Genomic DNA, 22,916 nt, shown 5'->3' with positions numbered 1-22,916 from the left:
GTCACACCGCGGTCGCGAGGTCGTGGGCGCAGGCGGCGGCGTACCGCTCCAGCACGAGGGACACCAGCCGCTCGTCGGGCCGGCGCTCGTCGAGCAGGGGGGCCGTGACGACGTCGGCCCCGGCCCGGCCGAGAGCGTCGTGGAAGTGACCGGGCGCGAGCAGGTGGCTGGCGACCAGCACCCGCCGGCCCGGGCGTCGCACCCCGCGCACGACGTCGGCCAGCGGCGTGCCGCAGTGGCCCACGTGGCCGAGCTCGACGCGCCGGCCGAGCCGGAACGACAGTTCGGCCGCCGTCGCGCGGAGGTCGGCCAGGGCCCGCGGATCGCTGGACGCGGAGGCGCCCAGCACCACGGTGTCGTCGGGTCGCAGGCCCTCGTCGTGCAGGCGCGACACGAGCGTCCGCGTGATGGCCGCGTGCGGTCCCAGCGGCGCGGCAGCGACGTGGCCGGGACGCCTGGTGACGACGCCCGCGATGTCGTGGTGCACGTGGTAGCCGGCCGAGAGCAGCAGCGGCACGACGACGGCCTCGCGGTCAGCCACCGACTCGGCGACCGTGGGGAGGGCCGGCTCCTGGACGTCGACCCACGTGTCGAGCACCTCCACGGAGGGCAGCGCGGTGCGCACGGCCTCGACGAGGGCGGCCACCGCGGCCGCTCCGCGGGCCGAGCGGGTGCCGTGACTGCAGGCGATCAGGACGGGCTGCGACAGGGACCTCATGCGATGTCCTCCCGGTGGAGCGGTTCGAGGCGGTAGCCGCGCTTGACCACGGTCTTGACGAGGCTGCGGTCGCCGAGGGCCTCCCGCAGGCGCCCGACGGCGACGTCGGCGGCGTGGTGGTCGTCGGTGGCGCGGGGCAGCACCGACAGCACCTGGTCGCGGGTGAAGACGGCGCCCGGGTCGGACGCCAGCAGCCGCAGGACCGCCAGCCCGGCGGGCGGGAGCGGCAGCACCGCGTGGTCGAGGGTGGCAGCGGTGGCGTGCAGGCGCAGCCGGCCGGTGGCGACGTCGACGCCGAGGTCGTCGCCACCGAAGTGCAGGACGACCGACCTCACGAGGGCGCCGAGACGCCCGCGATCGGGCACGAGCGGCTCGAAGCCCGCGACGACGAGGGGCTCGGCCGTGACCGGCCCGACGGCGGCGAGCACGAGCCGCCCCTCGCGCGCCAGCTCCAGCAGGGCGGCGCGCTCGCCGAGGTCGCGAACGACGGACAGCCAGGCGCTCGCGCCGGGGGCGGAGGTGAAGACGATCGCGTCGAAGCCGCCGCACGCGGCGTCGCGCACCGACCGCTCGACGGCCTCGGGGTCCGGCGGCGGGCCCCAGCGGTAGACCACGAGGGGCACCGTGGACGCGCCGGCCGCCGTGACCGCCGACTCCAGCCCGTCGTCGCCGGCGCCGTGGTGCTGCACCGCGATCCGCATCCCGTCGACGCCCTCGGCCACGAGGTACTCGGCCATCTCGCGCGACGTCTCGGACTCGGCGACCCAGTCCGCCACGAGTCCCGAGGCCTGGATGGCGCCCCGGGCCTTGGGCCCTCGCGCGACGATCCGCGCCGCCGCCAGGACCTCGAGCAGCGGCTCGAGCAGGTCGACCGACTCGGCCGTCTCCAGCCAGCTGCGGAACCCGATGCCGGTCGTGACGACCACGACGTCCGGCGGGTCGGCGATGAGCTCCTGCGTGCGCCGCACGAGCGTGTCCTCGTCGATGTGCGCCTCGACCCCGAGGGTCGCGGCGATGTGCACCTGCGCGCCACGGCGCACCAACGCGCTGGCCAGGTCGGTGGCGCGGCGCTGGGCCGTGACGAGGATGCGGGTCCCGGCAAGCACCGGCCCGTGAGGGGTCACGCGTCGCCCCGTCTCAGCCACACGACGTCGTCGACCACCCGCACGTCCCAGTGGCCCAGCGAGACCTCGGGGTCGTCGAGGCAGACGCCGGTGCGCAGGTCGAACACCTGCTTGTGCAGGGGCGACGCGACGGTCGGCACGTCGCCCCGCGACCCGACGAGACCGCGGGCGATGACGTTCGAGCCGGTGAACGGGTCGCGGTGGCCCACCGCGAGGATCTCGCCGTCGCCGAGGCGGAAGAGCGCCACCTGCTCGCCGTTGACCAGCGCCGCCGCGCCGCGGTCGACCCAGAGGCGGTCGATCGTGCACACCGCGGTCCATGCGCTCTCCGACACAGCGGCGCTCATTGAACAGCCTCCGTCCGCACGGGCAGCGTGCCGCCGGCGATCACGACGGGGTCGGCGGGCCGGCGCTGCCCGCGTTCCTCGACGTAGGACAGGTCGGGATCGGGGGTGTCCGGGGCGTTGACGAAGGAGCCGAACTGGGCCAGCTTCTCCGGGTCGGCCAGGGTCTGCGCCCACTCGTCGGCGTAGTTCTCGACGTGCTCGGCCATCTGCGCGTCCAGCTCCTCCCCGATGCCGAGCGAGTCGTGCAGGACGACGTCGCGCACGTGCTCGATGCCTCCCTCGATCGACTCGATCCAGGGCGCCGTCCGCTGCAGCCGGTCGGCCGTGCGCACGTAGTAGAGCAGGAATCGGTCGATGGCCCGGATCAGCTCCTCGGTGGTGAGATCCTCCGCGAAGAGCTGCGCGTGGCGGGGCGTGAAGCCGCCGTTGCCGCCGACGTACATGTTCCAGCCGTTGTCGGTGGCGATCACGCCGACGTCCTTGCCTCGGGCCTCGGCACACTCGCGGGCGCAGCCCGAGACGCCGAGCTTGATCTTGTGCGGCGAGCGCAGGCCGCGGTAGCGCAGCTCGAGCTCGACGGCCAGGCCGACGGAGTCCTGCACGCCGTACCGGCACCAGGTCTGGCCGACGCACGACTTCACGGTGCGCAGGCTCTTGCCGTACGCGTGACCCGACTCGAAGCCCGCGTCCACGAGGCGCTTCCAGATCGCCGGCAGCTGGTCGATGCGGGCGCCGAAGAGGTCGATCCGCTGGCCGCCGGTGATCTTCGTGTAGAGCCCGAAGTCGGCGGCGACCTGGCCGATGACGATGAGCCCCTCGGGCGTGACCTCGCCGCCGGGGATGCGCGGCACGACCGAGTAGGTGCCGTCCTTCTGCAGGTTCGCCATGACGTGGTCGTTCGTGTCCTGCAGGCGCGCGTTCTCGCGGTCGAGCACGTGGCCGCGCCCCAGCGTCGACAGGATCGAGGCGGCGACGGGGCGGCAGATGTCGCAGCCCTGGCCGCGGCCGTGCTTGGCGATCAGCTCGCTGAAGGAGCCGATGCCGGTCATGCGGGCGACCTCGTACAGCTCGGCGCGGCTCAGGTCGAAGTGCTCGCACAGCGCGTTGCTGACGGCGATGCCCTGCGACTCGAGCTCGGCGTTGACGATCTGCTTCACCAGCGGCACGCACGAGCCGCAGCTGGTGCCGGCCTTCGTGCACGCCTTCACGCCGGCGAGGTCGGTGCACTCACCGCCGCTGATCGCGCACCGGATCGAGCCGGCCGACACGTTGTTGCAGGAGCAGACGGTGGCCGTGTCGGGCAGTGCGCCCGTGGAGGGCGGCTCGACGCCGTCGGGCATGAGCCAGGCCGCGGGATCGCTGCCGAGCTCGGCGTCGACCATCGGGCGCAGGCTCGTGTAGGCCGAGGCGTCGCCGACGAGCATGCCGCCGAGCAGCGTGGAGGCGTCGTCGCTCATCACGAGCTTCTTGTAGACGCCGGCGAGCGGGTCGGCGTAGACGACCTCGAGGCTGCCGCCCTTCGCGGCGAAGGCGTCGCCGAAGCTGGCGACGTCGACGCCCATCAGCTTGAGCTTGGTGGACAGGTCGGCGCCGGTGAAGGCGGCCGAGCCGCCGAGCAGCCGGTCGGCCACGACCTCGGCCATCGTGTAGCCCGGGCCCACGAGGCCCCAGACGCGGTCGGCGATGCAGGCGACCTCGCCGATGGCCCAGATGTGCTCGTCGCTGGTGCGGCAGGCCGGGTCGGCCATGACGCCGCCGCGCGGGTGCACCTCCAGCCCCGCATCGCGGGCCAGCTCGTCGCGGGGCCGCACGCCGGTGGCGAAGACGACGACGTCGGCCGGGATGGTCTCGCCGTCGGCGAAGGTCATCCGGCCGACCTTCTTGGTGCCGCGGCCGGTGCGCACGGACTTCGTGGCGGTGGAGGTGCGCACCTCGACGCCGAGGCCCTCGATGAGGCGGCGCAGCGCCTGTCCGCCGGCCAGGTCGAGCTGGACGGGCATGAGGCGGTCGGCGAACTCGACGACCGTGCAGTCCGCGCCCAGCTCGCGCAGCGCGCCGGCGGCCTCGAGGCCCAGCAGGCCGCCTCCGATGACGACGCCGCGAGCCGGGTGACCGAGCTGCTCGCCGCGGTCACGCACCCACGTGCGCAGCTCGGTGACGTCGTCGACCGTGCGGTAGACGAAGCAGCCCGGCAGGTCGGCACCGTCGATCGGCGGCACCGCGGCGTACGAGCCGGTGGCCAGCACGAGCTCGTCGTAGTGCTCCTCGCGACCGTGCACCGTGATCGTGCGGGACTCCCGGTCGATGCCCCCGACCTGGGCGTGTCGGTGCAGGCGGACGCCCGGCGTGCGCCACAGGGCCTGGTCGCCGAGCAGCAGGTCGTCGGGGTCGGCGACCGTGAAGAAGGAGGTGAGCGCCACGCGGTCGTAGGGCGGGCGGCTCTCCTCACCGAACACGTCGATGTCCCACTGCGCGGTGGCGCCGCGCTCGACGAGTGCCTCGACCAGGCGGCGCGCGACCATGCCGGCGCCGACGACGATGAGTCTCTTGCGTGTCATGCATCCAGCCTCGGTGCCGCAGGTTTCCGACCCGAGATGTGGATGTAACAAACAATGACATCGGTCTCACACCCGGACGGGACGGCCTGTGAGGAGAACGTTCCCGCCCGGTTACCCGAAGGAGCGCGTGGGTGAAATGCGGCGTTCCTAGCGTCGTGGCGTCCGACCCGACCCGCGTCAGGAGTCCTGATGACCACCGTGAAGACCGACCTGCAGACCTCGACACTCGTCCACCGCCCCGGCCGCTGGATCGACGGCTGGAACCCCGAGGACACCGACCAGTGGGAGGGCGAGGGACGCGCGATCGCCCGCCGCAACCTCGCCGTCTCGGTCTTCGCCGAGTTCTTCGGCTTCATGATGCTCGGCGTGTGGAGCGTGGTGGTGCCCAACCTCGGCGCCGCCGGCTTCGCCTACACGACCGACCAGCTCTACTGGCTGATCGCGCTGCCCGGACTCACCGGCGCGGCCATGCGCGTGCTCTACACCTTCATGGTCCCGGTGTTCGGCGGGCGGAACTGGACGGTGATCTCGGCACTGCTGCTGCTCATCCCCTCACTCGGGCTGGCGTGGGCCGTCAGCGACCCGACGACCTCGTTCGGCGTCATGCTCCTGGTGGCGTCGCTCGCGGGGCTCGGCGGCGGCAACTTCGCCTCGTCGATGGTCAACATCTCGTTCTTCTACCCGCAGCGCGAGAAGGGCAAGGCGCTCGGCATCAACGCCGCCGGCGGCAACCTCGGCACCGGCATCGTGCAGCTGGTCGTGCCGCTCATCATCACGTCGGGCGCGGGCATCGCGCTCGGGCGCGCCGGCCTGATCTTCGTGCCCGCCGCGATCCTGTCGGCGCTCGCGGCGTTCGTGCTCATGAACAACCTGTCGAACGCGAAGTCGGACCTGCGCAGCTACGCGCTCGCCGTGAAGAACCACCACACCTGGGTGATCTCGTTCCTGTACATCGGCACGTTCGGCTCGTTCCTGGGCTTCTCGCTGACGTTCCCCACGCTCATGAAGGCGATGCACCCGGACGTGCCGATCGCGGTGGCGTTCCTCGGCGCGGCCACCGGCGCCCTGACCCGACCCTTCGGCGGTGCGCTGGCCGACCGGTTCGGCGGCACCCGCGTGACGATGGGCTCGTACCTGGCCATGGGCGTCGGCGTCGTCGGTCTGGTGCTCACCGTCGAGGAGGCCGGCTTCGGGCTCTTCCTGGGACTGTTCCTGCTGCTGTTCGCCGCCGCGGGCATCGGCAACGGCTCGGTCTACCGGATGATCCCGATCGCGTTCCTCATCGGCGCCGACGACGACGCCGCGAAGGCACGCGCGCACCGGGCGGCGGCCGGCTGCATCGGCATCGCGGGCGCCGTCGGTGCGCTGGGCTCGTTCTTCGTCCCCCGAACGTTCGCCGAGCTGGGCATCACCGGCGGCCTGTGGGCCTTCGCCGGGGTGTACGCCGTGATGCTGGTCGTGGCCTGGGGCGTCTACGCCCGGCCCGGCACCGAGACGGCTGCGGCGCGGGTCTGAGGCGGGTCGGATCACCCGGTGGTGATGTCGCGGCGCCGGAACGCCCACAGGCCCACCGCCACCAGGGCCGCCGCCAGGACGATCTCGACCAGCGCAGGGACCGGGTCGAACCCTTCGACCGGCACCTCGGGCAGGTGCGTGAACGGCGAGAGCGAGTCGACCCAGTCCGGCAGCCGCAGCGTCTCACCGAGCATGACCTGGAGGGCGACGAACGCCACGACCGCCCACGCCAGCAGGGCGCGGTGCGGCCACAGCCCGAAGAGGGCGACGGCGAGCGCGGCCACGACGAGCACGCCCGGCAGGTAGCTCACCTGCCCGCCCACCTGCTCCACGATCCGGTCCCACTCCCCCAGGCCGACCGCGTAGCCCACGGCGAGGCCCAGACCCATCAGCAGCGAGAGGAGCAGTGCACCGACGAACGCGACCGAGACGGCGGCGGCCATCCACGAGACCCGCCGGACACCGGTGGCCAGCACCAGCTCCGCGCGGCCGGACTCCTCCTCCGCGCGGAGCCGGAGTACCGACGTGACCGCGAAGCCGCAGGAGACGACCGCCATGAACAGGAAGATGTAGCGCAGGAACGCGTCGATGAGCTGCTCCTCGACGTCGGGTGAGGCGCCGATGACCTCCGCGATGTCGGGGTTTGAGGCGACCAGGTCCGGGATGGTCGGGATGACCGCGCCGTAGAGGAGTCCGAGCGCCGTCACTCCGATGGCCCAGCCGATGACCAGCCCACGCTGGAGGCGAAGGGCCAGGCCCAGCGGCGTGCTGAGGAACCGGGACGCGCGCGGCCGCCCGGGGCGATCCGGCAGCACGCCACCCGCGAAGTCGCGACGGACGGTGAGCCGGCCGGCCACGACGAGCAGCGCGGCCGTCAGCAGCACCAGGGGCACGGCAGGCCACCACTGCTCGTCGCCGAAGGCGTCCATGCGCTGCGCCCACCCGAAGGGCGAGGCCCAGACGAGTGCGTTGTCCCGCATCGCTCCCAGGCCCCGGACCAGGTAGCCCACCGCGATCGCCGCCCCGGCCAGCGCGAGGGCGCCCCGCGCCGACGTCGAGACCTGCACGGCGACCAGCGTGACGGCGACGTACGCGAGTCCGAGCAGCGTCAGGCCCGCGCCGTAGGTCAGGCTGCCCACGGGATCCAAGTCCACCGCGAGCATCGCGACGGTCGTGACGAGGCCGATCAGGAGCGCCGCCGACACGCCGTACAGCAGACCCGCGAGCGTCGCGGCGTGGCGGCCCACCACCGTCGAGCGGACCAGCTCGGCACGACCGGTCTCTTCCTCGGCCCGGGTGTGGCGCACCACCAGGAACATCACCATGAGGCAGATGCCCAGCTGCGCGACCTGTGAGATCTCGTTGGCGACGATGCCGCCGAGGGTGTCGATCCCGGCCTGGCGACCGGACATGAGGAAGCTGACCGGACTCGCCCCGACCGCGCTCGCGTACCCGGCGATCTTCTCGGGGGTGTCGTAGATCGACGGGACGGCCAGCGCGCTGGCCGCGATCGTGCCTCCGAGGCCGATGATCCACAGCGGCAGGATCAGCCGGTCACGTCGCAGGACGAGCCTGACGAGATGTCGAGTCCCCGTGAAGGGCGAGCTCACGAGGTCGGCTCCTCGCCGTACTGACGCAGGAAGAGCTCCTCCAGCGTCGGCGGATGGGCCGCGAGCGAGAGCACGCCGAGGGGTGCCAGCGCCTGCACGGCGTCGTCGAGGTGGGCCGATTCGACGTCGAACGTGACCCGCGTGCCGTCGAACCGGGGATGGTGCACCCCCTCCACCTCCGCGATGAGCGCGGCGGGCCGCGCGGTTTCCGCGATGACCGTCGTCCGGGTGAGGTGCCGGAGCTCGGCGAGCGAGCCGCTCTGCACCACGCGACCGGCCCGGATGATGCTGATCCGGTCGGACAGCGCCTCCGCCTCGGCGAGGATGTGCGAGCTGAGCAGCACGGTGGCGCCCTCGCCCTTCAGCTCGAGCACGGCCCGCTGGAACTCCGCCTCCATGAGGGGATCGAGCCCGGACGTCGGCTCGTCCAGCAGGTACAGCTCGGCCCGGCTCGCCAGGGCGGCGATCAGCGCCACCTTCTGCCGGTTCCCCTTGGAGTAGGTGCGGTTCTTCTTGCTGGGATCGAACTCGAACCGATCGATCATCTCTGCACGACGCGCCTCGTCCAGGCCGCCGCGCATCCGCGCGAGCACGTCGATGACCTCGCCGCCGGTGAGGCCGGGCCACAAAGCCACGTCGCCGGGAACGTACGCGATCCGGCGGTGGAGCTCGGCCGCCTCGTCCCACGGGTCTCCGCCGAGCAGCCTGGCCGTGCCGGAGTCGGCCTTCAGCAGCCCGAGGAGGACACGGATCGTGGTCGACTTGCCCGCGCCGTTCGGCCCGAGGAAGCCATGGACCTCGCCGGCCTCGACCGACAGGTCGACACCGTCCAGGGCGCGCACGGCACCGAAGGTCTTGACGACGTTGCTCAGCTCGATGGCGGTCACCCGCTCATCGTGGCACGCGAGAGTGCTCCTCCAGCAGGCTCAGACGACGACGCTGACCAGCTTCGGCGCGCGGACGATGACCTTGCGGATCTCCTGGTCGCCGATGGTGCGCACGACGTTGGGCTCGGCCAGCGCGAGGGCCGTGAGGTCCTCGTCGCTGATGTCGGCGGGGACCTCCAGCTTGCCGCGGACCTTGCCCTGGATCTGCACGACGCACGTGACCAGGTCCTCGACGAGGTACTGCTCGTCGGCGACTGGCCAGGCCTCGTACGTGAGCGTCTCCTCGTGGCCCAGGCGCGACCACAGCTCCTCGGCCAGGTGCGGGGCGACGGGCGCCAGCATCAGCACGAGCGGCTCGAGGACGGACCGCGAGCGCACTGACTCCTTGGTGAGGTGGTTCGTCAGCTCGATGAGCTTGGCGATCGCGGTGTTGAAGCGCAGCTCGCCCATGTCCTCGGTGACGCCGGCGATCGCCTGGTGCAGCGCACGCAGGGCTGCGGTGTCGGGCTCGGTGTCGTCGGCGACGACCTCGCCGGTCTCCTCGTCGACGACGAGGCGCCAGACGCGCTGCAGGAAGCGCTGCGCACCCACGACCGCGCGGGTCTCCCACGGACGCGAGACGTCCAGCGGGCCCATGCTCATCTCGTACACGCGGAACGTGTCGGCGCCGTAGGCGTCGTACATGTCGTCGGGCGTGACGATGTTCTTGAGGCTCTTGCCCATCTTCCCGTACTCGCGGTTGACCGGCCGGCCCTCGAAGAACCAGCCGCCGTCGCGCTCCTCGACCTCGTCGGCCGGCACGTAGGTGCCCCGCTCGTCGGTGAAGGCGTACGCCTGGATGTAGCCCTGGTTGAACAGGCGGTGGAACGGCTCCTCGCTGCTGACGTGACCGAGGTCGAACATCACCTTGTGCCAGAAGCGCGCGTAGAGCAGGTGCAGGACGGCGTGCTCGACGCCGCCGACGTACAGGTCGACGCCGCCGGTGCCGCCGGGCGTCTTCGGACCGAGCCAGTAGCGCTCGTTAGTCGGGTCGGCGAGCACCTCGCTGTTGTGGGGATCGGTGTAGCGCAGCTCGTACCAGCTGGAGCCCGCCCAGTTCGGCATCGTGTTGGTCTCGCGGCGGTACCGCTTCGGACCGTCACCGAGGTCCAGCTCGACCTCGACCCACTCGGGCACGCGCGCCAGCGGCGGCTCGGGCTCGCTCTCGGCGTCGTCGGGCTCGAACGTCTTGGGCGAGTAGTCGGGCACCTCGGGCAGCTCGACGGGCAGCATCGAGTCGGGCAGCGCGATCGCGTGGCCGGCCTCGTCGTAGACGATCGGGAACGGCTCGCCCCAGTAGCGCTGACGGCTGAACAGCCAGTCGCGCAGGCGGTAGGTGGTGGTGCCCTCGCCGAGGCCGCGCTGCTCCAGCCACGCGATGATCGCGGCCTTCGCGTCGTCGATGGCCAGGCCGTCCAGACTGACGCCCTCGTCGCCGAACACGTCGGTGTTGTCGGAGTTGATCGCGACGCCCGCGCCGGTCCACGGCAGGACCTCGTCCTCGGGCGCCTGCACGACCGGGACGATCCGCAGGCTCAACTCGGTGGCGAACTCGAAGTCGCGAGCGTCGTGGCCGGGGACGGCCATGATGGCTCCGGTGCCGTAGCCCATGAGGACGTAGTCGGCGACGAACACCGGGACGGCCTCGCCGTTCACCGGGTTGGTCGCGAAGGAGCCGGTGAAGACGCCGGTCTTCTCCTTGTTCTCCTGGCGCTCGACGTCGGACTTCGCCGCGGCGGTGCGCCGGTACCGGTCGATCGCCGAGACGGGGTCGGGGGCACCGGCGGTCCAGCGCTCGTCGACGGCCTCGGGCCACGTCTCGGCGGCCAGCTCGTCGACCAGCGGGTGCTCGGGCGCCAGCACCATGTAGGTCGCGCCGAACAGCGTGTCGGGACGGGTGGTGAACACCTCGATGGGGCCGGCGGCGGACTCGAAGCGCACCTTCGCGCCGTGCGAGCGGCCGATCCAGTTGCGCTGCATGAGCTTGACCGGCTCCGGCCAGTCGACCCGGTCGAGGTCGTCGATCAGGCGGTCGGCGTAGGCCGTGATCCGCATCTTCCACTGGCGCAGGCTGCGCTTGAAGACGGGGAAGTTGCCACGCTCACTGCGACCGTCGGCGGTGACCTCCTCGTTCGCCAGCACGGTGCCCAGACCCGGGCACCAGTTGACGGGCGACTCGCTGATGTAGGCCAGGCGGTGCTGGTCGATGACCTCGGGGTCGTCGGTGCCCAGCTCCTGGATCAGCTCGGCGATGGGCCGGGCCTTGCCCTGCTCGGGGTCGTACCAGGAGTTGAAGATCTGCAGGAAGATCCACTGCGTCCAGCGCATGAACTCGGGCTCGATCGTGGCGAACGAGCGGCGCTCGTCGTGGGCCAGGCCGAGGCGGCGCAGCTGGCGCCGCATGTTCGCGATGTTCTCCAGCGTGGTCTCGCGCGGGTGGCGGCCGGTCTGGACGGCGTAGATCTCGGCGGGCAGGCCGAACGCGTCGTAGCCCAGCGCGTGCAGCACGTTGTCGCCCTGCATGCGGCGGAAGCGGCCGACGACGTCGGTCGCGATGTAGCCCAGGGGGTGACCGACGTGCAGGCCCGCGCCCGAGGGGTACGGGAACATGTCCATCAGGAAGTACTTCGAGCCGCCCGCGTTGTGCCGGCCGTCGTCGGCGGCGAGGTCGCCGACCGGGTTCGGCGCCTCGAAGGTGCCCTCGGCCTCCCAGCGGTCCTGCCACGCGGTCTCGATGCGGCCGGCGTACTCGCTGGTGTAGCGGTGCGCGGCGCCGTCCGGCGTCGCGCCCTCCGTCTGGTTGTTCACCGGTCAAGGCTATCCGGCGACCGGCACCACCCGGTGCACAGGCGGCTGCTCGACTACGGGAGCTTGGCCCGGGCCTCGCGGCGCACGGGCGCGGGAAGCCGGTCGCCGAGCCGGTCCAGGAACGCGCGCACCTCCGCCGGCGCGACGGCGCCCGCGTGCTTGAGTGCGATGCCGACGGGCTTGGAGACGGTCGGGTCGGGATCGTCGGCGAGCAGCTCGGCCAGACGCAGGAGGTCGGCGATGCCCGCGGGATGGGCCGGGCGCGTGTACGCCAGCGGCGCCGTCATCGCCGTGCGACGGCGCAGGGGGTCGGCCGACGCGGCCAGCGCGAACAGCGACTCCCTCGAGCGGTCCCGCAGGAACTGACCGATCACGCGCGGAGCGGCCCGGTCGACCATGTCCCACGAGTCGATCGCGTCGTGCCGGGCCAGGTACAGGTCGTGGCGCTCCTCGCGCTCCGCGCCCGTGACGCCCTGGCGCCGCACCTGGAAGTCGAGGACGCAGAACGCCGCCAGGCGCGGCTCGTACTCGGGCTCGTCGAGCAGGCGGCCGACCTCGCGCAGCGACATGGCGCTGTGCCGCTTCGCCAGGTCGAAGACCGTCCCCATCCGCACTCCCAGGACCCCGGCGCCACCGCGGTAGTGCCGTTGCGGATGCGCGGCGGGGTCCGTGACGTCGCGCAGCTCGCGCAGGAGGTCGGCCGCGGTCGAGGTCAACGGAGTCACCCGGCGCCCGGGACTACTCGTTCCTCAGCGCGCAGAACGTCTCGACCTTGCGCGTGGGACCGGAGACGATGAGCTCGTCCGACGCGGCGATCGAGGTCTCGGGGCGCGCGTAGGTGAAGTCCTCGCCCCGGCGCTTCACGCCGACGACGGTGACCCCGAACCTGGCCCGCAGCTGGGACTCCAGCAGCGTGCGGCCCGCCGCGAGCTTCGGCGCCCGGGTACGGGCGATCGAGAAGCCGTCGTCGAACTCGATGTAGTCGATCATCGCGCCGGTGACCATGTGGGCCACCCGCTCCCCCATCGCCGACTCGGGACGCACGACGTGCGTGGCGCCGACGCGCTCGAGGATCCGGGCGTGCTTGGCGTTGATGGCCTTCGCCCACACCTCCGAGACGCCCAGCTCCACGAGGCTCAGCACGGTCAGGACGCTGGCCTCGATGTCGGTGCCGATGCCCACGACGGCGCGGTCGAACTGCTCCGCGCCGATCTGGCGCAGGGCCTCGGTGTCGGTGGTGTCGGCCGAGACGACGTGGGTGAACTCGCTCGCGAAGCGCTGCACCAGCTGGGGGTCCTCGTCGACGCCCAGGACGTCGTGGCCGAGCCGGACCAGCGACCGCGCGACGGCGGAGCCGAACCGGCCGAGTCCCACGACGAGGACGGGCGCGGTGAGGGGGTCGTTGTTAGCCAATGATCGGTTGCTCCTCGGGAAGGTGATACCTGGATTGGCGCCGCCTCAGCACGAACGCGGAGGCTGCCGTAATGGTGCCCACTCGGCCGATGAACATCAAGACGATGAGCACCAGCTGCCCGGGGATGTTGAGCTCGGGGGTCAGGCCCGTGGACAGGCCCACGGTGCCGAAGGCGGAGGCGGACTCGAACAGTCCGTCCGCGAGCGGGACGCCGGCCAGGATCATGAGTGCCATGGAGCCGCCCGTCACCAGGCCCACGGCGATGAGCGCGATGCTCAGCGCGGTGCGGATCGTGCGCGGGTTGATCGCCCGCGACCCGATGCGCACCTGGTCCTCACCGCGCAGCTCGGCCAGGATCACGTACGCCAGCAGCAAGAACGTCGTGATCTTGATGCCGCCGGCGGTCGAGGCGCTGCCCGCGCCGATGAACATCATGATGATCGCCATGAAGAGCGTGACCGGCTCGACCGCGCCCCAGTCGAAGCTGGCCAGGCCGCCGGAGCGGGTCATGATGCCGCCCTCGATGCCGGTGACCAGCTTGTCGATGGGGCTGAGGTCGCCGATCGTGGCGGCGTTGTTCCACTCGACGACGACGAACATCGTCGAGGCGATGGCCAGCAGCAGCAGGGAGCCCCAGATCGTGAGGCGCGTGTGGATCGTCCAGGTCTTCGGCGAGCGCCACTCCTGGTAGAGCTCGGCCAGGACCGGGAAGCCCAGGCCACCGGCGAAGACGGCCACCGAGACCGGCAGGATCACCGCGAAGTCGCCGGCGTAGCTGGTGAGGCTGTCGGGGTGCAGCGAGAAGCCGGCGTTGTTGAACGCCATGACGGCGTCGAACACACCGTGCCAGAGGGACTCGGCGAACGAGTCGAAGTAGCCGGTGGCGTACCGCCACGTGAGGATCACCGCGGTGACGCCCTGGAAGAGCAGCGTCGTGATGGCCACGCGCTTGAACAGCGGACCCACGTCGCCGAGGCTCACCACGTGCATGTCGGTCTGGGCCGCCAGCCGGGTGCGCAGGCCGAGACGCCCGCCCACGAACAGACCCAGGACCGTGGTCATCGCGATGATGCCGATGCCGCCGATCTCGACGAGGACCAGGATGATCGCTTGGCCGATGATCGACCAGTAGGTGCCCGTGTCGACCGTCGCCAGACCCGTGACCGTGACCGCCGAGGTGGACGTGAAGAACGCGTCCATGAACGAGGGGTCCGCCTCGCCCTCGCGGGCGAACGGCAGCAGCAGCAGGAGGGTGCCGGCCAGGATGAGGGTCAGGAAGGCCAGCGGCAGCAATCGCACGGGATGGGCGATCGACGCCGGGAGGCGAAAACGGCGACGTCCCCAAGGCACGCCCCGACGGTACACCGGCCACAACCGTCACACGCGGTAGATTGCCGCCCATGGCTTCCCCGGCGCGTTTCGTGCGTTCTCTCGTCGCGCGGCTGGGTCACAGCACCGAGCTGCCGGGCCTGCTCCTGGTCAACGGCACGATCCTGCTGGCGCTGCTGCTCGTCGTCCTCGACCTCGACCTGGCCGCCGCGATCGCGCTGATCGTCTCGGTCGTCTCCGAGTGGCTCCTCGAGCGCCGCTCACCCCTGTCGTCGATGCTGCTGCGCCAGGCGTCGGCCGGACCTCCGCTGCGTTTCGCCCTGCGCGTCATCGTGGCGGCCACCGCCGCCTCGCAGTTCGCCAACGACACGGCGTTGCACGCCTTCCTGCTCGTCACGCTGCTCATCGTCACGGGCCTGTGCGCGAGGGCCCTGCACGCCGAGTACCGGCGGATCGGGCCCCTCAAGCCGATGCGCACCCGCCACATCCCGGGCGACACGTACATCGCCGAGGAGCCCCGCAGCCGTCCCGTCCTCGTGACGCTCGTCCAGCTCGCGGCCCTCGCGCCGGCCATCCTCGGCGCCCCGTGGTGGATCGTGCTGTCCGCCGGAGTGGCCGCCTTCGCGGTCCTGGCCGCCGCGACCGTGCCCGACGTGCTCGCCAGCTGGCGCATGCGCATGGCCAAGCGCGCCACGGGCTTCACGCCGCAGCTGTCGGCCGTCCAGAAGTTCCTGGACGAGTACCGCCCCGAGGTGGTCGTCCACCTCTCCGGCCCCGACACCGCGGCCTACCAGATCAACACCTGGATCGAGGCCCTCGAGAGCCTCGACCAGCGGGTCTTCGTGGTGCTGCGCGACCATCCCCTCTTCGAGCGGATGGCGTCCTCGTCGCTGCCCACGCTGTCGCTGCCGGCGCCGGGCGAGCTGCTGATGCTCGACTTCTCCATGGTCAAGGTGGCGCTCTACCCCAGCAACACCGGCAACAACATCCACCTGCTGCGCCTGCCCACGATGATGAGTGCGTTCATCGGCCACGGCGACAGCGACAAGAGCGCCTCCAACAACCCGTTCTCGCGCGTCTACGACGAGCTGTGGGTCGCCGGCGAGGCCGGCGCCGACCGCTACCGGCGCTCGGGCATGCACATCCCCGAGGACCAGTACCGGTTCGTCGGCCGCCCCCAGGTGCACGCGATCGAGCGCACGCCCCGCGTCGGCGAGGCCGAGATCCCCACGGTGCTCTACGCCCCCACGTGGGAGGGCGTGAACCAGCACCAGGAGTACTCCTCGCTGCGCGCCATCGGCGTCCAGCTGATCGACGCGCTGCTGGCCGACGGGTCGGTGCGCGTGGTCTACAAGCCGCACCCGTTCACCGGCCAGCGCGACGCCAAGTACCGCATCGCGCACGCCGTGATCTCGCGCCGCCTCGACGACGCCAAGGCGCGCACCGGCATCGACCACCGCGTGGTCACCAGTGGGTCGCTGACCGGCTGGATGAACCAGTCCACCGCCCTGGTGAGCGACATCTCGAGCGTGCTCTCGGACTGGCTCGCGGGCGAGAAGCCCTACGCCGTGTTCAACCACGCGGGCGTCTCGACCAGGCAGTTCCGCGAGGACTACCCCTCCAGCGCCGCCGCCACGCTGCTCGGCAGCCACGCCCAGGGCATGGACGAGTTCCTCGACGTGATCACCGGACGCGGCCCCGACCAGCTGGCCGAGTACCGCTCGAAGCTCGCGACCTACCTGCTCGGCCCGCCGGAGCAGCGCTCGCTCGAGGCGTTCCGCGAGGCGGTCACGGCCTTCGTGGCGCGGTCGGACGCCGAGCGCTCGATCTACCGCTGAGCAGCAGGAGCAGCAGCCCCGCGGCGGTGGCCAGCGCCCCGCCCGCGAGGATCGCGGCGCCGGGGCCGCCCGCGGCGGCCAGGCCGGTGCCTCCCCCGCCGCCGTCGGAACTCCAGTAGTAGTCCGAGCCCGGTCCCTGCTCGCCCCCGCCGGAACCGACGTCCGTCGGCTCCGTGGTCGGATCCGTGGTGGGCTCGGTCGTCGGCTCGGTCGTCGGCTCCGTGGTGGGCTCGGTCGTCGGCTCGGTCGTCGGCTCGGTCGTCGGCTCGGTCGTCGGCTCGGTCGTCGGCTCCGTCGTCGGCTCCGTCGTCGGCTCGGTCGTCGGCTCCGTGGTCGGCTCACAGTCGATGACGCCCTGGAAGGGGAAGTTGTGCACCTCCCGGACATCGCGGCCCGCGAAGCTGAGGTGGTCGAAGCTCCGCGCGATCACGTTGCCCTCGATGTTCCCGTGGGCATACCAGTCGAGGTCGGCGCGCGGCGCGTAGACCGTCCCCTCCAGCGAGTCCGAGTTCTCGATCTCCAGGTCCGTGGCGTCAGGGAAGTTCCACAGCATGTACGGCGCGTTCGCGCTCGAGACACCAGCGAGGTTCGGCATGCTGCCGTTGAAGTTCCCGGTCACGTTGATGAGGAGAGTCGTGCCGGGCCCCGGCCGCGGCTCGTTGAACGTCAGGCTCGTCAGCCCGTCGAGCTCGGCGGCCGTCACGTTGAGCACGTTCGTCGTCCCAGCCGTGAGAGACAGATAAGCCTGCGTCCCCGATGGGACGGGCCGCACGAGCTGGGTCCCGTCGGCCGATGTGAGAGCGACGGTGTTGGCGCACTGTCCCATCTCCGTCGACAGCGTCCTGTACTGCGAGAACGCCGCGTCGAAGTTGACCTCGGGCACCGGCTGGGTGAACTCGGCGACCGTCTGCGCCGTCTGGACCTCGAGCCTGGGGATGTAGTCGGCGGCCTCCCCCGGCGGCACGGCGACGGCGCCCGGGCCGCCGACGAAGGCGTCGTAGGTGGTGTCGTCCATCACGCGGGCCTGACCGCCCATGATCCGCAGAATCGATCCTGAGCCGGCCTGCGGGAAGTTCAACCCGCCGCCGACGTAGAGCGCGACGTTCTCGGGCGTCGGAGAGGAGGCGGGACGCATGACGTTGTAGTTGCGGCGGAAGGTCACGTCGCCACCGACGGCCATCGTGCCCTCGGACTCGTCGGCCTCGAGGATGACGTCGTTCTCGACGAACACGAGGAAGCCGGCGTTGGCAGGATCGGCGATGTCGATCAGCACCGGGTTGACCGGTCCGACAGCCCAAGCGGGAGGCGAGACCACCAGGCCCGCGCCAGCCGCCGCCGCCAGCATCCCGGCGACGGTGAGTGCCCGACCCGCGGTGCGCAACCCCACTCGATCACTGTAGGTCGGATTCACTGATCCGTCAGGCGGGCCGATAGCCTGTCGTGGTGAGTTCGACGACCGGCACCCTGGCGATCGCCATCGTCACGTTCAACCGCTCCGCGCTGCTCGACGAGCTGCTGCAGAGCGCCTCGACGATGACGACACCCCCCGATCGCATCATCGTCGTCGACAACGCCAGCACCGACGACACGCAGGAGGTCGTCACCGCCTGGGAGGCGAAGTTCCCTCCCGGCCTGCTCGTGAACCACCGCATGGAGACCAACACCGGCGGCGCCGGCGGCTTCAGCGAGGGCACCAAGGTCGCGCTCGAGCTCGGCGCCGAGTGGGTCTGGCTGATGGACGACGACGTCGAGATCCTGCCCGACGCGCTCGAGCGGTTCGCACCCTGGATGGCGCGGTTCAAGGTCATCCACGGCCGCCGCTACGACGTCGACGGCACCCCGTTCTACTGGCAGGCGAAGTTCAACCAGTGGCTCGGCGTGCCGCTGCCGTACTCGGTGAAGACGTTCAACACGGACGGCTACGCCGTGACCAACTCCGGCACCTTCGAGGGCATGCTCGTGCACGCCGACGTGGTCCGCCGGATCGGCCTGCCCGACCCGCGTTTCTTCATCTCGTGGGACGACGCGATCTACGCCTGGCTGGCCTCCCTGGAGACCGAGGTCGTCTACGTGGACGAGTTCGTGCTGCAGAAGAAGCGCGAGCAGAAGCAGGTCAGCCTCGGCGTGCGCCACCTCAACGACTCCAGCCCGCTGGCGAAGTATCACGTGATGCGCAATCGGGCCTATGTCGGCCGCTACTTCGACGAGCACGGCCACCTGAGCCGGCCCGGCTTCGCCCTGGGCACGGCGCTGACCTTCGCCAAGGAGATCGTGCGGCTCGTCGTCGTCGAGCGCTCCTTCCGCGGATTCTCCTCGCTCGTGAAGGGCTGGCGCGACGGCCGCAGGATCTGGGCCGATCGCACCTGGCAGCCGATGCCCGCGCTGGAAGGCGGCCGCGATGACTGACGTCCTCGTCGTCGGGTCGGGCTTCTTCGGGCTCACCGTGGCCGAGCAGCTGGCCAACGATCCCGGTCTCAAGGTCCACGTGATCGACCGCCGCTCGCACCTGGGCGGGAACGCCTACAGCGAGGCCGAGCCCACCACCGGCATCGAGGTGCACCGCTACGGCGCGCACCTGTTCCACACCTCGAACGAGCGGGTCTGGGACTACGCCAACCGCTTCACGACCTTCACCGGCTACCGCCACCACGTCTACTCGACGTACCGCGGCGAGGTGTTCCCGCTGCCGATCAACCTCGGCACCATCAACCAGTTCACCCGCTCGGCGATGGGTCCGGACGAGGCACGCGCGTGGGTCGCCGAGCAGGCGGGCGCCGCGCTGTCGGGCGGTGCGGCCGCGGCTCAGAACCTGGAGGAGAAGGCGATCAGCCTGATCGGCCGTCCCCTCTACGAGGCGTTCATCAAGGGCTACACCGCCAAGCAGTGGCAGACGGATCCCACCGAGCTGTCGGCGGACATCATCACCCGGCTGCCGGTGCGGTACACCTACGACAACCGCTACTTCAACGACCGCTACGAGGGCCTGCCCACCGACGGCTACACGGCGTGGCTCGAGCGGATGGCCGACCACCCGAACATCACGATCGGCCTCGACACCGACTTCTTCGACGAGTCCCAGCCCTACAACAAGGCGGCCACGGTCGGGCAGCTGCCGATCGTCTACACCGGCCCGCTCGACCGGTACTTCGACCACGCGCACGGCCCGCTCGGCTGGCGCACCCTGGACTTCGAGTCCGAGGTGCTGCCGATCGGCGACTTCCAGGGCACGCCGGTGATGAACTACGCCGACACCGACATCCCCTACACCCGGATCCACGAGTTCCGGCACTTCCACCCCGAGCGCGACTACCCGTCGGACGCCACGGTGATCATGCGCGAGTTCAGCCGCTTCGCGAACGCCGGCACCGACGACGAGCCCTACTACCCGGTGAACACCTCGGACGACCGCACGGCCCTGAAGGCCTACCGCGAGCTGACCGAGCAGGAGTCGCAGGTGCACTTCGGGGGACGTCTCGGCACGTACCAGTACCTCGACATGCACATGGCGATCGCGTCGGCGCTGTCGATGGTCGACAACATCCTGCGGCCGGGGCTCGTCCGTGGCTGACTCGCGGGCGGGGATCGTTCCCCGGCTGCGCCAGTGGGCGATCGGACGGCTGCGCCGCTCGCGCTTCCTGCCCGTCGGCATGCCCGACAAGCGCACCGACGAGGACCGCCTCGGTCGCGCGTTCGCGCAGGCGGTCCTGGTCTACTTCCCCAACGGCGCCGACGCGCTCTACCAGCTGCGTCCGTGGTTCGCGGCGCTGAAGGCACTCGACGCCGCGCACGGCGTGGTGGCGGTGTTCAAGGACTCGCGCACCGCCGCGCTCGTGCGGGCCGAGTCGGGCCTCGACTGCGTGACCCTGGCCCGCTACGGCCAGCTGGACGAGATCCTGGCCCTCAGCGACGTGAAGCTCGCGCTGTACGTGAACCACGACCCGATCAACTTCGAGTGCCTGCGCTTCACCTCGCTCGTGCACGTGTACCTGGGCCACGGCGACAGCGACAAGGGCGTCTCGGTGTCGAACCAGGTCAAGGCCTACGACTTCTGCTTCCTGGCCGGTCAGGCGGCGCTCGACCGCACGAGCGCCGGCGTGATGCTCTACGACGCGTCGGCCCGCTCGGTGCTGATCGGCCAGCCGCAGCTCGACGTTCCCGCGCCGGAGCCGCAGCCCGACCCGTCGCGGTCGACGGTCCTCTACGCGCCCACCTGGGAGGCGTCGCAGCCGTCGGTCTCGTACGGCTCGCTGCTGACCCACGGCTCTGCCGTGGTCGACGCCCTTGCGGGCACCCACCGGGTGATCTACCGCCCGCACCCGCTGAACGGCGTCATCGACCCGGCCTACGGCGAGGCCGACGCCGCGATCCGCGCCCGCGCCGACCGCGTGGACACCGACGTGCCGCTCGAGCAGTCGTTCGCGGACGCCGACCTGCTGATCACCGACGTCTCGGCGGTGACCCTCAACTGGCTGCCGACCGGCAAGCCGGTGCTCGTGTGCCGCCCCCGTGTGCCCGTGCCGCCGTCGCGCCTCATGGACACCCTGCCGCTGCTGGACGAGGACGCCGACGTGGCCGCGCTCGTGGCGCAGCACCTCTCGACCGACCCGAGCGCGGCGGCCCGCCGCGACCTCATCGAGTACTACCTCGGCGACACGTCGCCCGGCGCCGCCACCGAGCGGTTCCTGCAGGCCTGCTCCGGCGCGATGGACCTGCGCGACCGCGCCTGGGCCGAGCACCGCCGGCTGGGCGCGACCGGCCCCTGACGGGACGCGCGCTTCGTCCTTCGGGACATCTGGGTACCCAGATGCGTCACCGTGGGCGATCCTGACCGTATGAGCGACGACCGACTGGGCCCCGATGATGGGCCCTTCTTCCACGGCACGAAGGCGGTCCTCTCCCCCGGCGATCTGCTCGAGCCGGGTCGCCGGGCGAACTTCGGTGAGAACCGCACCGCCGGCCACATCTACTTCACCGGCACCCTGGACGCCGCGACGTGGGGCGCCGAGCTGTCCGCGGGCGAGGGCCGCGGCCACATCTACCGGGTGGAGCCGACCGGGCCCTTCGAGGACGACCCGAACCTGACGGACAAGAAGTTCCCGGGGAACCCCACCCGCTCCTACCGCAGCAAGGAGCCGATCCGCGTGGTCGAGGAGGTCGTCGGGTGGGAGCCCCATCCGCCGGAGGTCCTCCAGCACATGCTCGACAGCCTCGCCGCCATGAAGGAGCGGGGCGAGGTCGTCATCGACGACTGAGGCCCTGACGCGGCACCAGCAACGCGACGAGAGCACCCGCGAACGCCGCACCCGCGCCGATGACGAAGCACAGCTGGAAGGCGCCCTTGTCGGGGATCGCGTAGCCCCCGAAGTCCACCGTCCGGCTCGTCAGGACGGCCGCCATGACGGCGCCGGCGATCGTGGTGCCGACCGAGCGCATCAGGGCGTTGAGGCCGACGCCGGAGCCCGACTCGGACTCCGGCACGTTGTCCAGGATCAGCGTCGGCATGGCCGCGTAGCCGATGCCGACACCGGCGCACGCGACCAGCGAGCCGAGCATGAGCTCCCACGGCGCGTTCATCAGGAACAGCGTCACGAGGTAGCCGACCGCCAGGACCGTGGCGCCGATCGAAAGCGTGAGGCGAGCACCGATCGAGGTGATCAGCCGGCTCGAGACGGGGGCGAAGAACATCATCATCAGGCCACCGGGCGCCATCCACAGACCCGCCTGGAGGATCGTCTGGCCCAGGCCGAAGCCGGTCTCCTCGGGCAGCTGCAGCAGCTGCGGCAGCACGATGGACTGCGCCATCATGCCGAAGCCGATCAGGACGGCCGCGAGGTTCGTGAACAGGACGGGCGGATGGGCGCTGGTGCGCAGGTCCACGAGCGGGTCGTGGTGGCGCAGCTCGAACCAGCCCCACAGCAGCAGCACGACGACGCCGCCCACGATCGCGCCGATCGTGCGACCGTCCGACCAGCCCCACTCGCTGCCCTTGCTGACGCCGACCAGCGCCGACACCAGACCGATGGCCAGCCCGATGACACCGACGACGTCGATGCGGGCGGGGTGCGCGTCGTGGACGCTCGGGACGACGACCAGGGTCGCGACGAGGATGACTGCCGCCAGCACGGACGAGAACCAGAACAGCGCGTGCCACGAGTAGTCCTGGGCGATCCACGCGGCCAGCGGCAGGCCGAGGGCACCACCGACGCCGAGCGTGGCGCTGACCGCGGCGACGGCCGTCGCGCGCTTCTCGGGCGGCGCGACCTCGCGCACCATGCTGATCGCGACGGGGATGTAGCCCATGGCCATGCCCTGGAGCGCGCGGCCGACGAGGAACGGCGCGAGCGAGCTCGACATCGCGGCGACCACGGAGCCGGCCACGAGGATCCCCGCCGAGACGACCATGACCTTCTTCTTGCCGTACATGTCGGCGAGGCGCCCGGTGACGGGCATCGTCACGGCGGCCGCGAGCAGCGTGGCGGTGACGGCCCAGGACGCGTTGCCCGGCTCCGTGCCGAGCAGCCGCGGCAGTTCGCTCTGGATCGGGATGACGAGCGACTGCATGAGCGCGCCGGCGAGGCTGCCGAAGCACAGCACGAAGATGACGGCGATCGGGGGGAAGCGGGTCTCGACGCGCTCGTCGACGACGGAGGGAGAGGGCATGGGTGGGTCCTGTCGGAAGCAGCGATGTGTAACCTACACATCAACCTGTGTAGACTACACATGACGTCC

Annotated in this window: 18 protein-coding genes; 6 read left to right on the top strand and 12 right to left on the bottom strand. The window is 71.2% G+C overall.

Annotated elements, in window-relative coordinates; all coding sequences use genetic code 11:
• Window position 1 precedes the first annotated feature (1 nt).
• From H1W00_RS08325 to nirB, 4 genes are read right to left on the bottom strand one after another with little or no spacing between them, the layout of a single operon-like run.
• Window positions 2-718, bottom strand: a complete 717-nt coding sequence (locus H1W00_RS08325; RefSeq protein WP_181755278.1) for a sirohydrochlorin chelatase — start codon at window positions 716-718, stop codon at window positions 2-4.
• Window positions 715-1,842, bottom strand: coding sequence for a uroporphyrinogen-III synthase (locus tag H1W00_RS08320; protein ID WP_338072857.1), 1,128 nt, complete (start codon window positions 1,840-1,842; stop codon window positions 715-717). The genes H1W00_RS08325 and H1W00_RS08320 overlap by 4 nt, the downstream gene beginning before the upstream one ends.
• Window positions 1,839-2,189 carry a nitrite reductase small subunit NirD gene (gene nirD, locus H1W00_RS08315; protein ID WP_181755276.1) on the bottom strand — a complete coding sequence of 117 codons (351 nt, stop codon included), beginning with the start codon at window positions 2,187-2,189 and terminating at the stop codon, window positions 1,839-1,841. The genes H1W00_RS08320 and nirD overlap by 4 nt, the downstream gene beginning before the upstream one ends.
• Window positions 2,186-4,747: a nitrite reductase large subunit NirB gene (gene nirB / locus H1W00_RS08310; RefSeq protein WP_181755275.1), complete on the bottom strand. Its 2,562-nt coding sequence runs from the start codon at window positions 4,745-4,747 to the stop codon at window positions 2,186-2,188. Before nirB ends, nirD begins: the two co-directional genes overlap by 4 nt.
• 189 nt (window positions 4,748-4,936) lie before the next feature.
• On the opposite strand from nirB, the gene H1W00_RS08305 reads away from it, so the two are divergent.
• Window positions 4,937-6,262: an MFS transporter gene (locus tag H1W00_RS08305; RefSeq protein ID WP_181755274.1), complete on the top strand. Its 1,326-nt coding sequence runs from the start codon at window positions 4,937-4,939 to the stop codon at window positions 6,260-6,262.
• Between the two features lie 11 nt (window positions 6,263-6,273).
• On the opposite strand, the gene H1W00_RS08300 is transcribed toward H1W00_RS08305, so the two are convergent.
• Genes H1W00_RS08300 through H1W00_RS08275 form a run of 6 tightly spaced genes read right to left on the bottom strand, consistent with a single transcriptional unit; the run spans window position 6,274 to window position 14,370 of the window.
• Complete coding sequence (locus tag H1W00_RS08300) at window positions 6,274-7,872, bottom strand: ABC transporter permease (protein ID WP_181755273.1); 1,599 nt, start codon at window positions 7,870-7,872, stop codon at window positions 6,274-6,276.
• Window positions 7,869-8,759, bottom strand: coding sequence for an ATP-binding cassette domain-containing protein (locus H1W00_RS08295; protein ID WP_181755272.1), 891 nt, complete (start codon window positions 8,757-8,759; stop codon window positions 7,869-7,871). The genes H1W00_RS08300 and H1W00_RS08295 overlap by 4 nt, the downstream gene beginning before the upstream one ends.
• Window positions 8,760-8,798: 39 nt before the next feature.
• Complete coding sequence (gene leuS / locus H1W00_RS08290) at window positions 8,799-11,606, bottom strand: leucine--tRNA ligase (protein ID WP_181755271.1); 2,808 nt, start codon at window positions 11,604-11,606, stop codon at window positions 8,799-8,801.
• 53 nt (window positions 11,607-11,659) lie between these two features.
• Entirely contained in the window at window positions 11,660-12,322 is a 663-nt protein-coding gene (locus H1W00_RS08285) for a DNA alkylation repair protein (protein WP_181755270.1), read from the bottom strand.
• Window positions 12,323-12,344: 22 nt separating this feature from the next.
• Window positions 12,345-13,019 carry a potassium channel family protein gene (locus tag H1W00_RS08280; RefSeq protein ID WP_181755269.1) on the bottom strand — a complete coding sequence of 225 codons (675 nt, stop codon included), beginning with the start codon at window positions 13,017-13,019 and terminating at the stop codon, window positions 12,345-12,347.
• The gene (locus H1W00_RS08275) at window positions 13,012-14,370 is read right to left on the bottom strand and encodes a potassium transporter TrkG (protein ID WP_181755268.1); all 1,359 of its coding nucleotides are present in this window, start codon (window positions 14,368-14,370) and stop codon (window positions 13,012-13,014) included. Before H1W00_RS08275 ends, H1W00_RS08280 begins: the two co-directional genes overlap by 8 nt.
• 50 nt (window positions 14,371-14,420) lie before the next feature.
• Between H1W00_RS08275 and H1W00_RS08270 the strand changes: the two genes are divergently transcribed.
• On the top strand, window positions 14,421-16,187 hold the full coding sequence (locus H1W00_RS08270; protein WP_181755267.1) for a CDP-glycerol glycerophosphotransferase family protein: 1,767 nt from the start codon (window positions 14,421-14,423) through the stop codon (window positions 16,185-16,187).
• Here the strand turns inward: H1W00_RS08270 and H1W00_RS08265 are convergent.
• Entirely contained in the window at window positions 16,138-17,574 is a 1,437-nt protein-coding gene (locus H1W00_RS08265) for a collagen-binding domain-containing protein (RefSeq protein WP_181755266.1), read from the bottom strand. The genes H1W00_RS08270 and H1W00_RS08265 overlap by 50 nt on opposite strands.
• Before the next feature lie 56 nt (window positions 17,575-17,630).
• On the opposite strand from H1W00_RS08265, the gene H1W00_RS08260 reads away from it, so the two are divergent.
• The 4 genes from H1W00_RS08260 (at window position 17,631) to arr (ending at window position 21,439) form a co-directional block, all read left to right on the top strand.
• Window positions 17,631-18,593: a glycosyltransferase gene (locus tag H1W00_RS08260; protein ID WP_206679988.1), complete on the top strand. Its 963-nt coding sequence runs from the start codon at window positions 17,631-17,633 to the stop codon at window positions 18,591-18,593.
• Complete coding sequence (gene glf / locus H1W00_RS08255) at window positions 18,586-19,755, top strand: UDP-galactopyranose mutase (protein WP_181755264.1); 1,170 nt, start codon at window positions 18,586-18,588, stop codon at window positions 19,753-19,755. Before H1W00_RS08260 ends, glf begins: the two co-directional genes overlap by 8 nt.
• Complete coding sequence (locus H1W00_RS17060; RefSeq protein WP_181755263.1) at window positions 19,748-20,950, top strand: CDP-glycerol glycerophosphotransferase family protein; 1,203 nt, start codon at window positions 19,748-19,750, stop codon at window positions 20,948-20,950. Before glf ends, H1W00_RS17060 begins: the two co-directional genes overlap by 8 nt.
• A 69-nt stretch (window positions 20,951-21,019) precedes the next feature.
• The gene (gene arr, locus H1W00_RS08245) at window positions 21,020-21,439 is read left to right on the top strand and encodes an NAD(+)--rifampin ADP-ribosyltransferase (RefSeq protein ID WP_181755262.1); all 420 of its coding nucleotides are present in this window, start codon (window positions 21,020-21,022) and stop codon (window positions 21,437-21,439) included.
• Here arr and H1W00_RS08240 read toward each other — a convergent pair.
• Complete coding sequence (locus H1W00_RS08240; RefSeq protein ID WP_181755261.1) at window positions 21,426-22,847, bottom strand: MFS transporter; 1,422 nt, start codon at window positions 22,845-22,847, stop codon at window positions 21,426-21,428. The genes arr and H1W00_RS08240 overlap by 14 nt on opposite strands.
• Window positions 22,848-22,916 lie beyond the last annotated feature (69 nt).

The sequence above is a fragment of the Aeromicrobium phoceense genome, assembly GCF_013868155.1.
GTDB lineage: Bacteria > Actinomycetota > Actinomycetes > Propionibacteriales > Nocardioidaceae > Aeromicrobium > Aeromicrobium phoceense.
Note: the sequence above shows the minus strand (reverse complement) of the source record. Positions and strands in the feature narration are given on the sequence as shown.

Excerpts from the sequence above, each read along its gene's own strand:
- glf (WP_181755264.1), top strand. The coding sequence starts at position 18,586 with ATGACTGACGTCCTCGTCGTCGGGTCGGGCTTCTTCGGGCTCACCGTG.
- H1W00_RS08325 (WP_181755278.1), bottom strand. The coding sequence starts at position 718 with ATGAGGTCCCTGTCGCAGCCCGTCCTGATCGCCTGCAGTCACGGCACC.
- H1W00_RS08240 (WP_181755261.1), bottom strand. The coding sequence starts at position 22,847 with ATGCCCTCTCCCTCCGTCGTCGACGAGCGCGTCGAGACCCGCTTCCCC.
- nirD (WP_181755276.1), bottom strand. The coding sequence starts at position 2,189 with ATGAGCGCCGCTGTGTCGGAGAGCGCATGGACCGCGGTGTGCACGATC.
- H1W00_RS08305 (WP_181755274.1), top strand. The coding sequence starts at position 4,937 with ATGACCACCGTGAAGACCGACCTGCAGACCTCGACACTCGTCCACCGC.
- H1W00_RS08270 (WP_181755267.1), top strand. The coding sequence starts at position 14,421 with ATGGCTTCCCCGGCGCGTTTCGTGCGTTCTCTCGTCGCGCGGCTGGGT.
- arr (WP_181755262.1), top strand. The coding sequence starts at position 21,020 with ATGAGCGACGACCGACTGGGCCCCGATGATGGGCCCTTCTTCCACGGC.
- nirB (WP_181755275.1), bottom strand. The coding sequence starts at position 4,747 with ATGACACGCAAGAGACTCATCGTCGTCGGCGCCGGCATGGTCGCGCGC.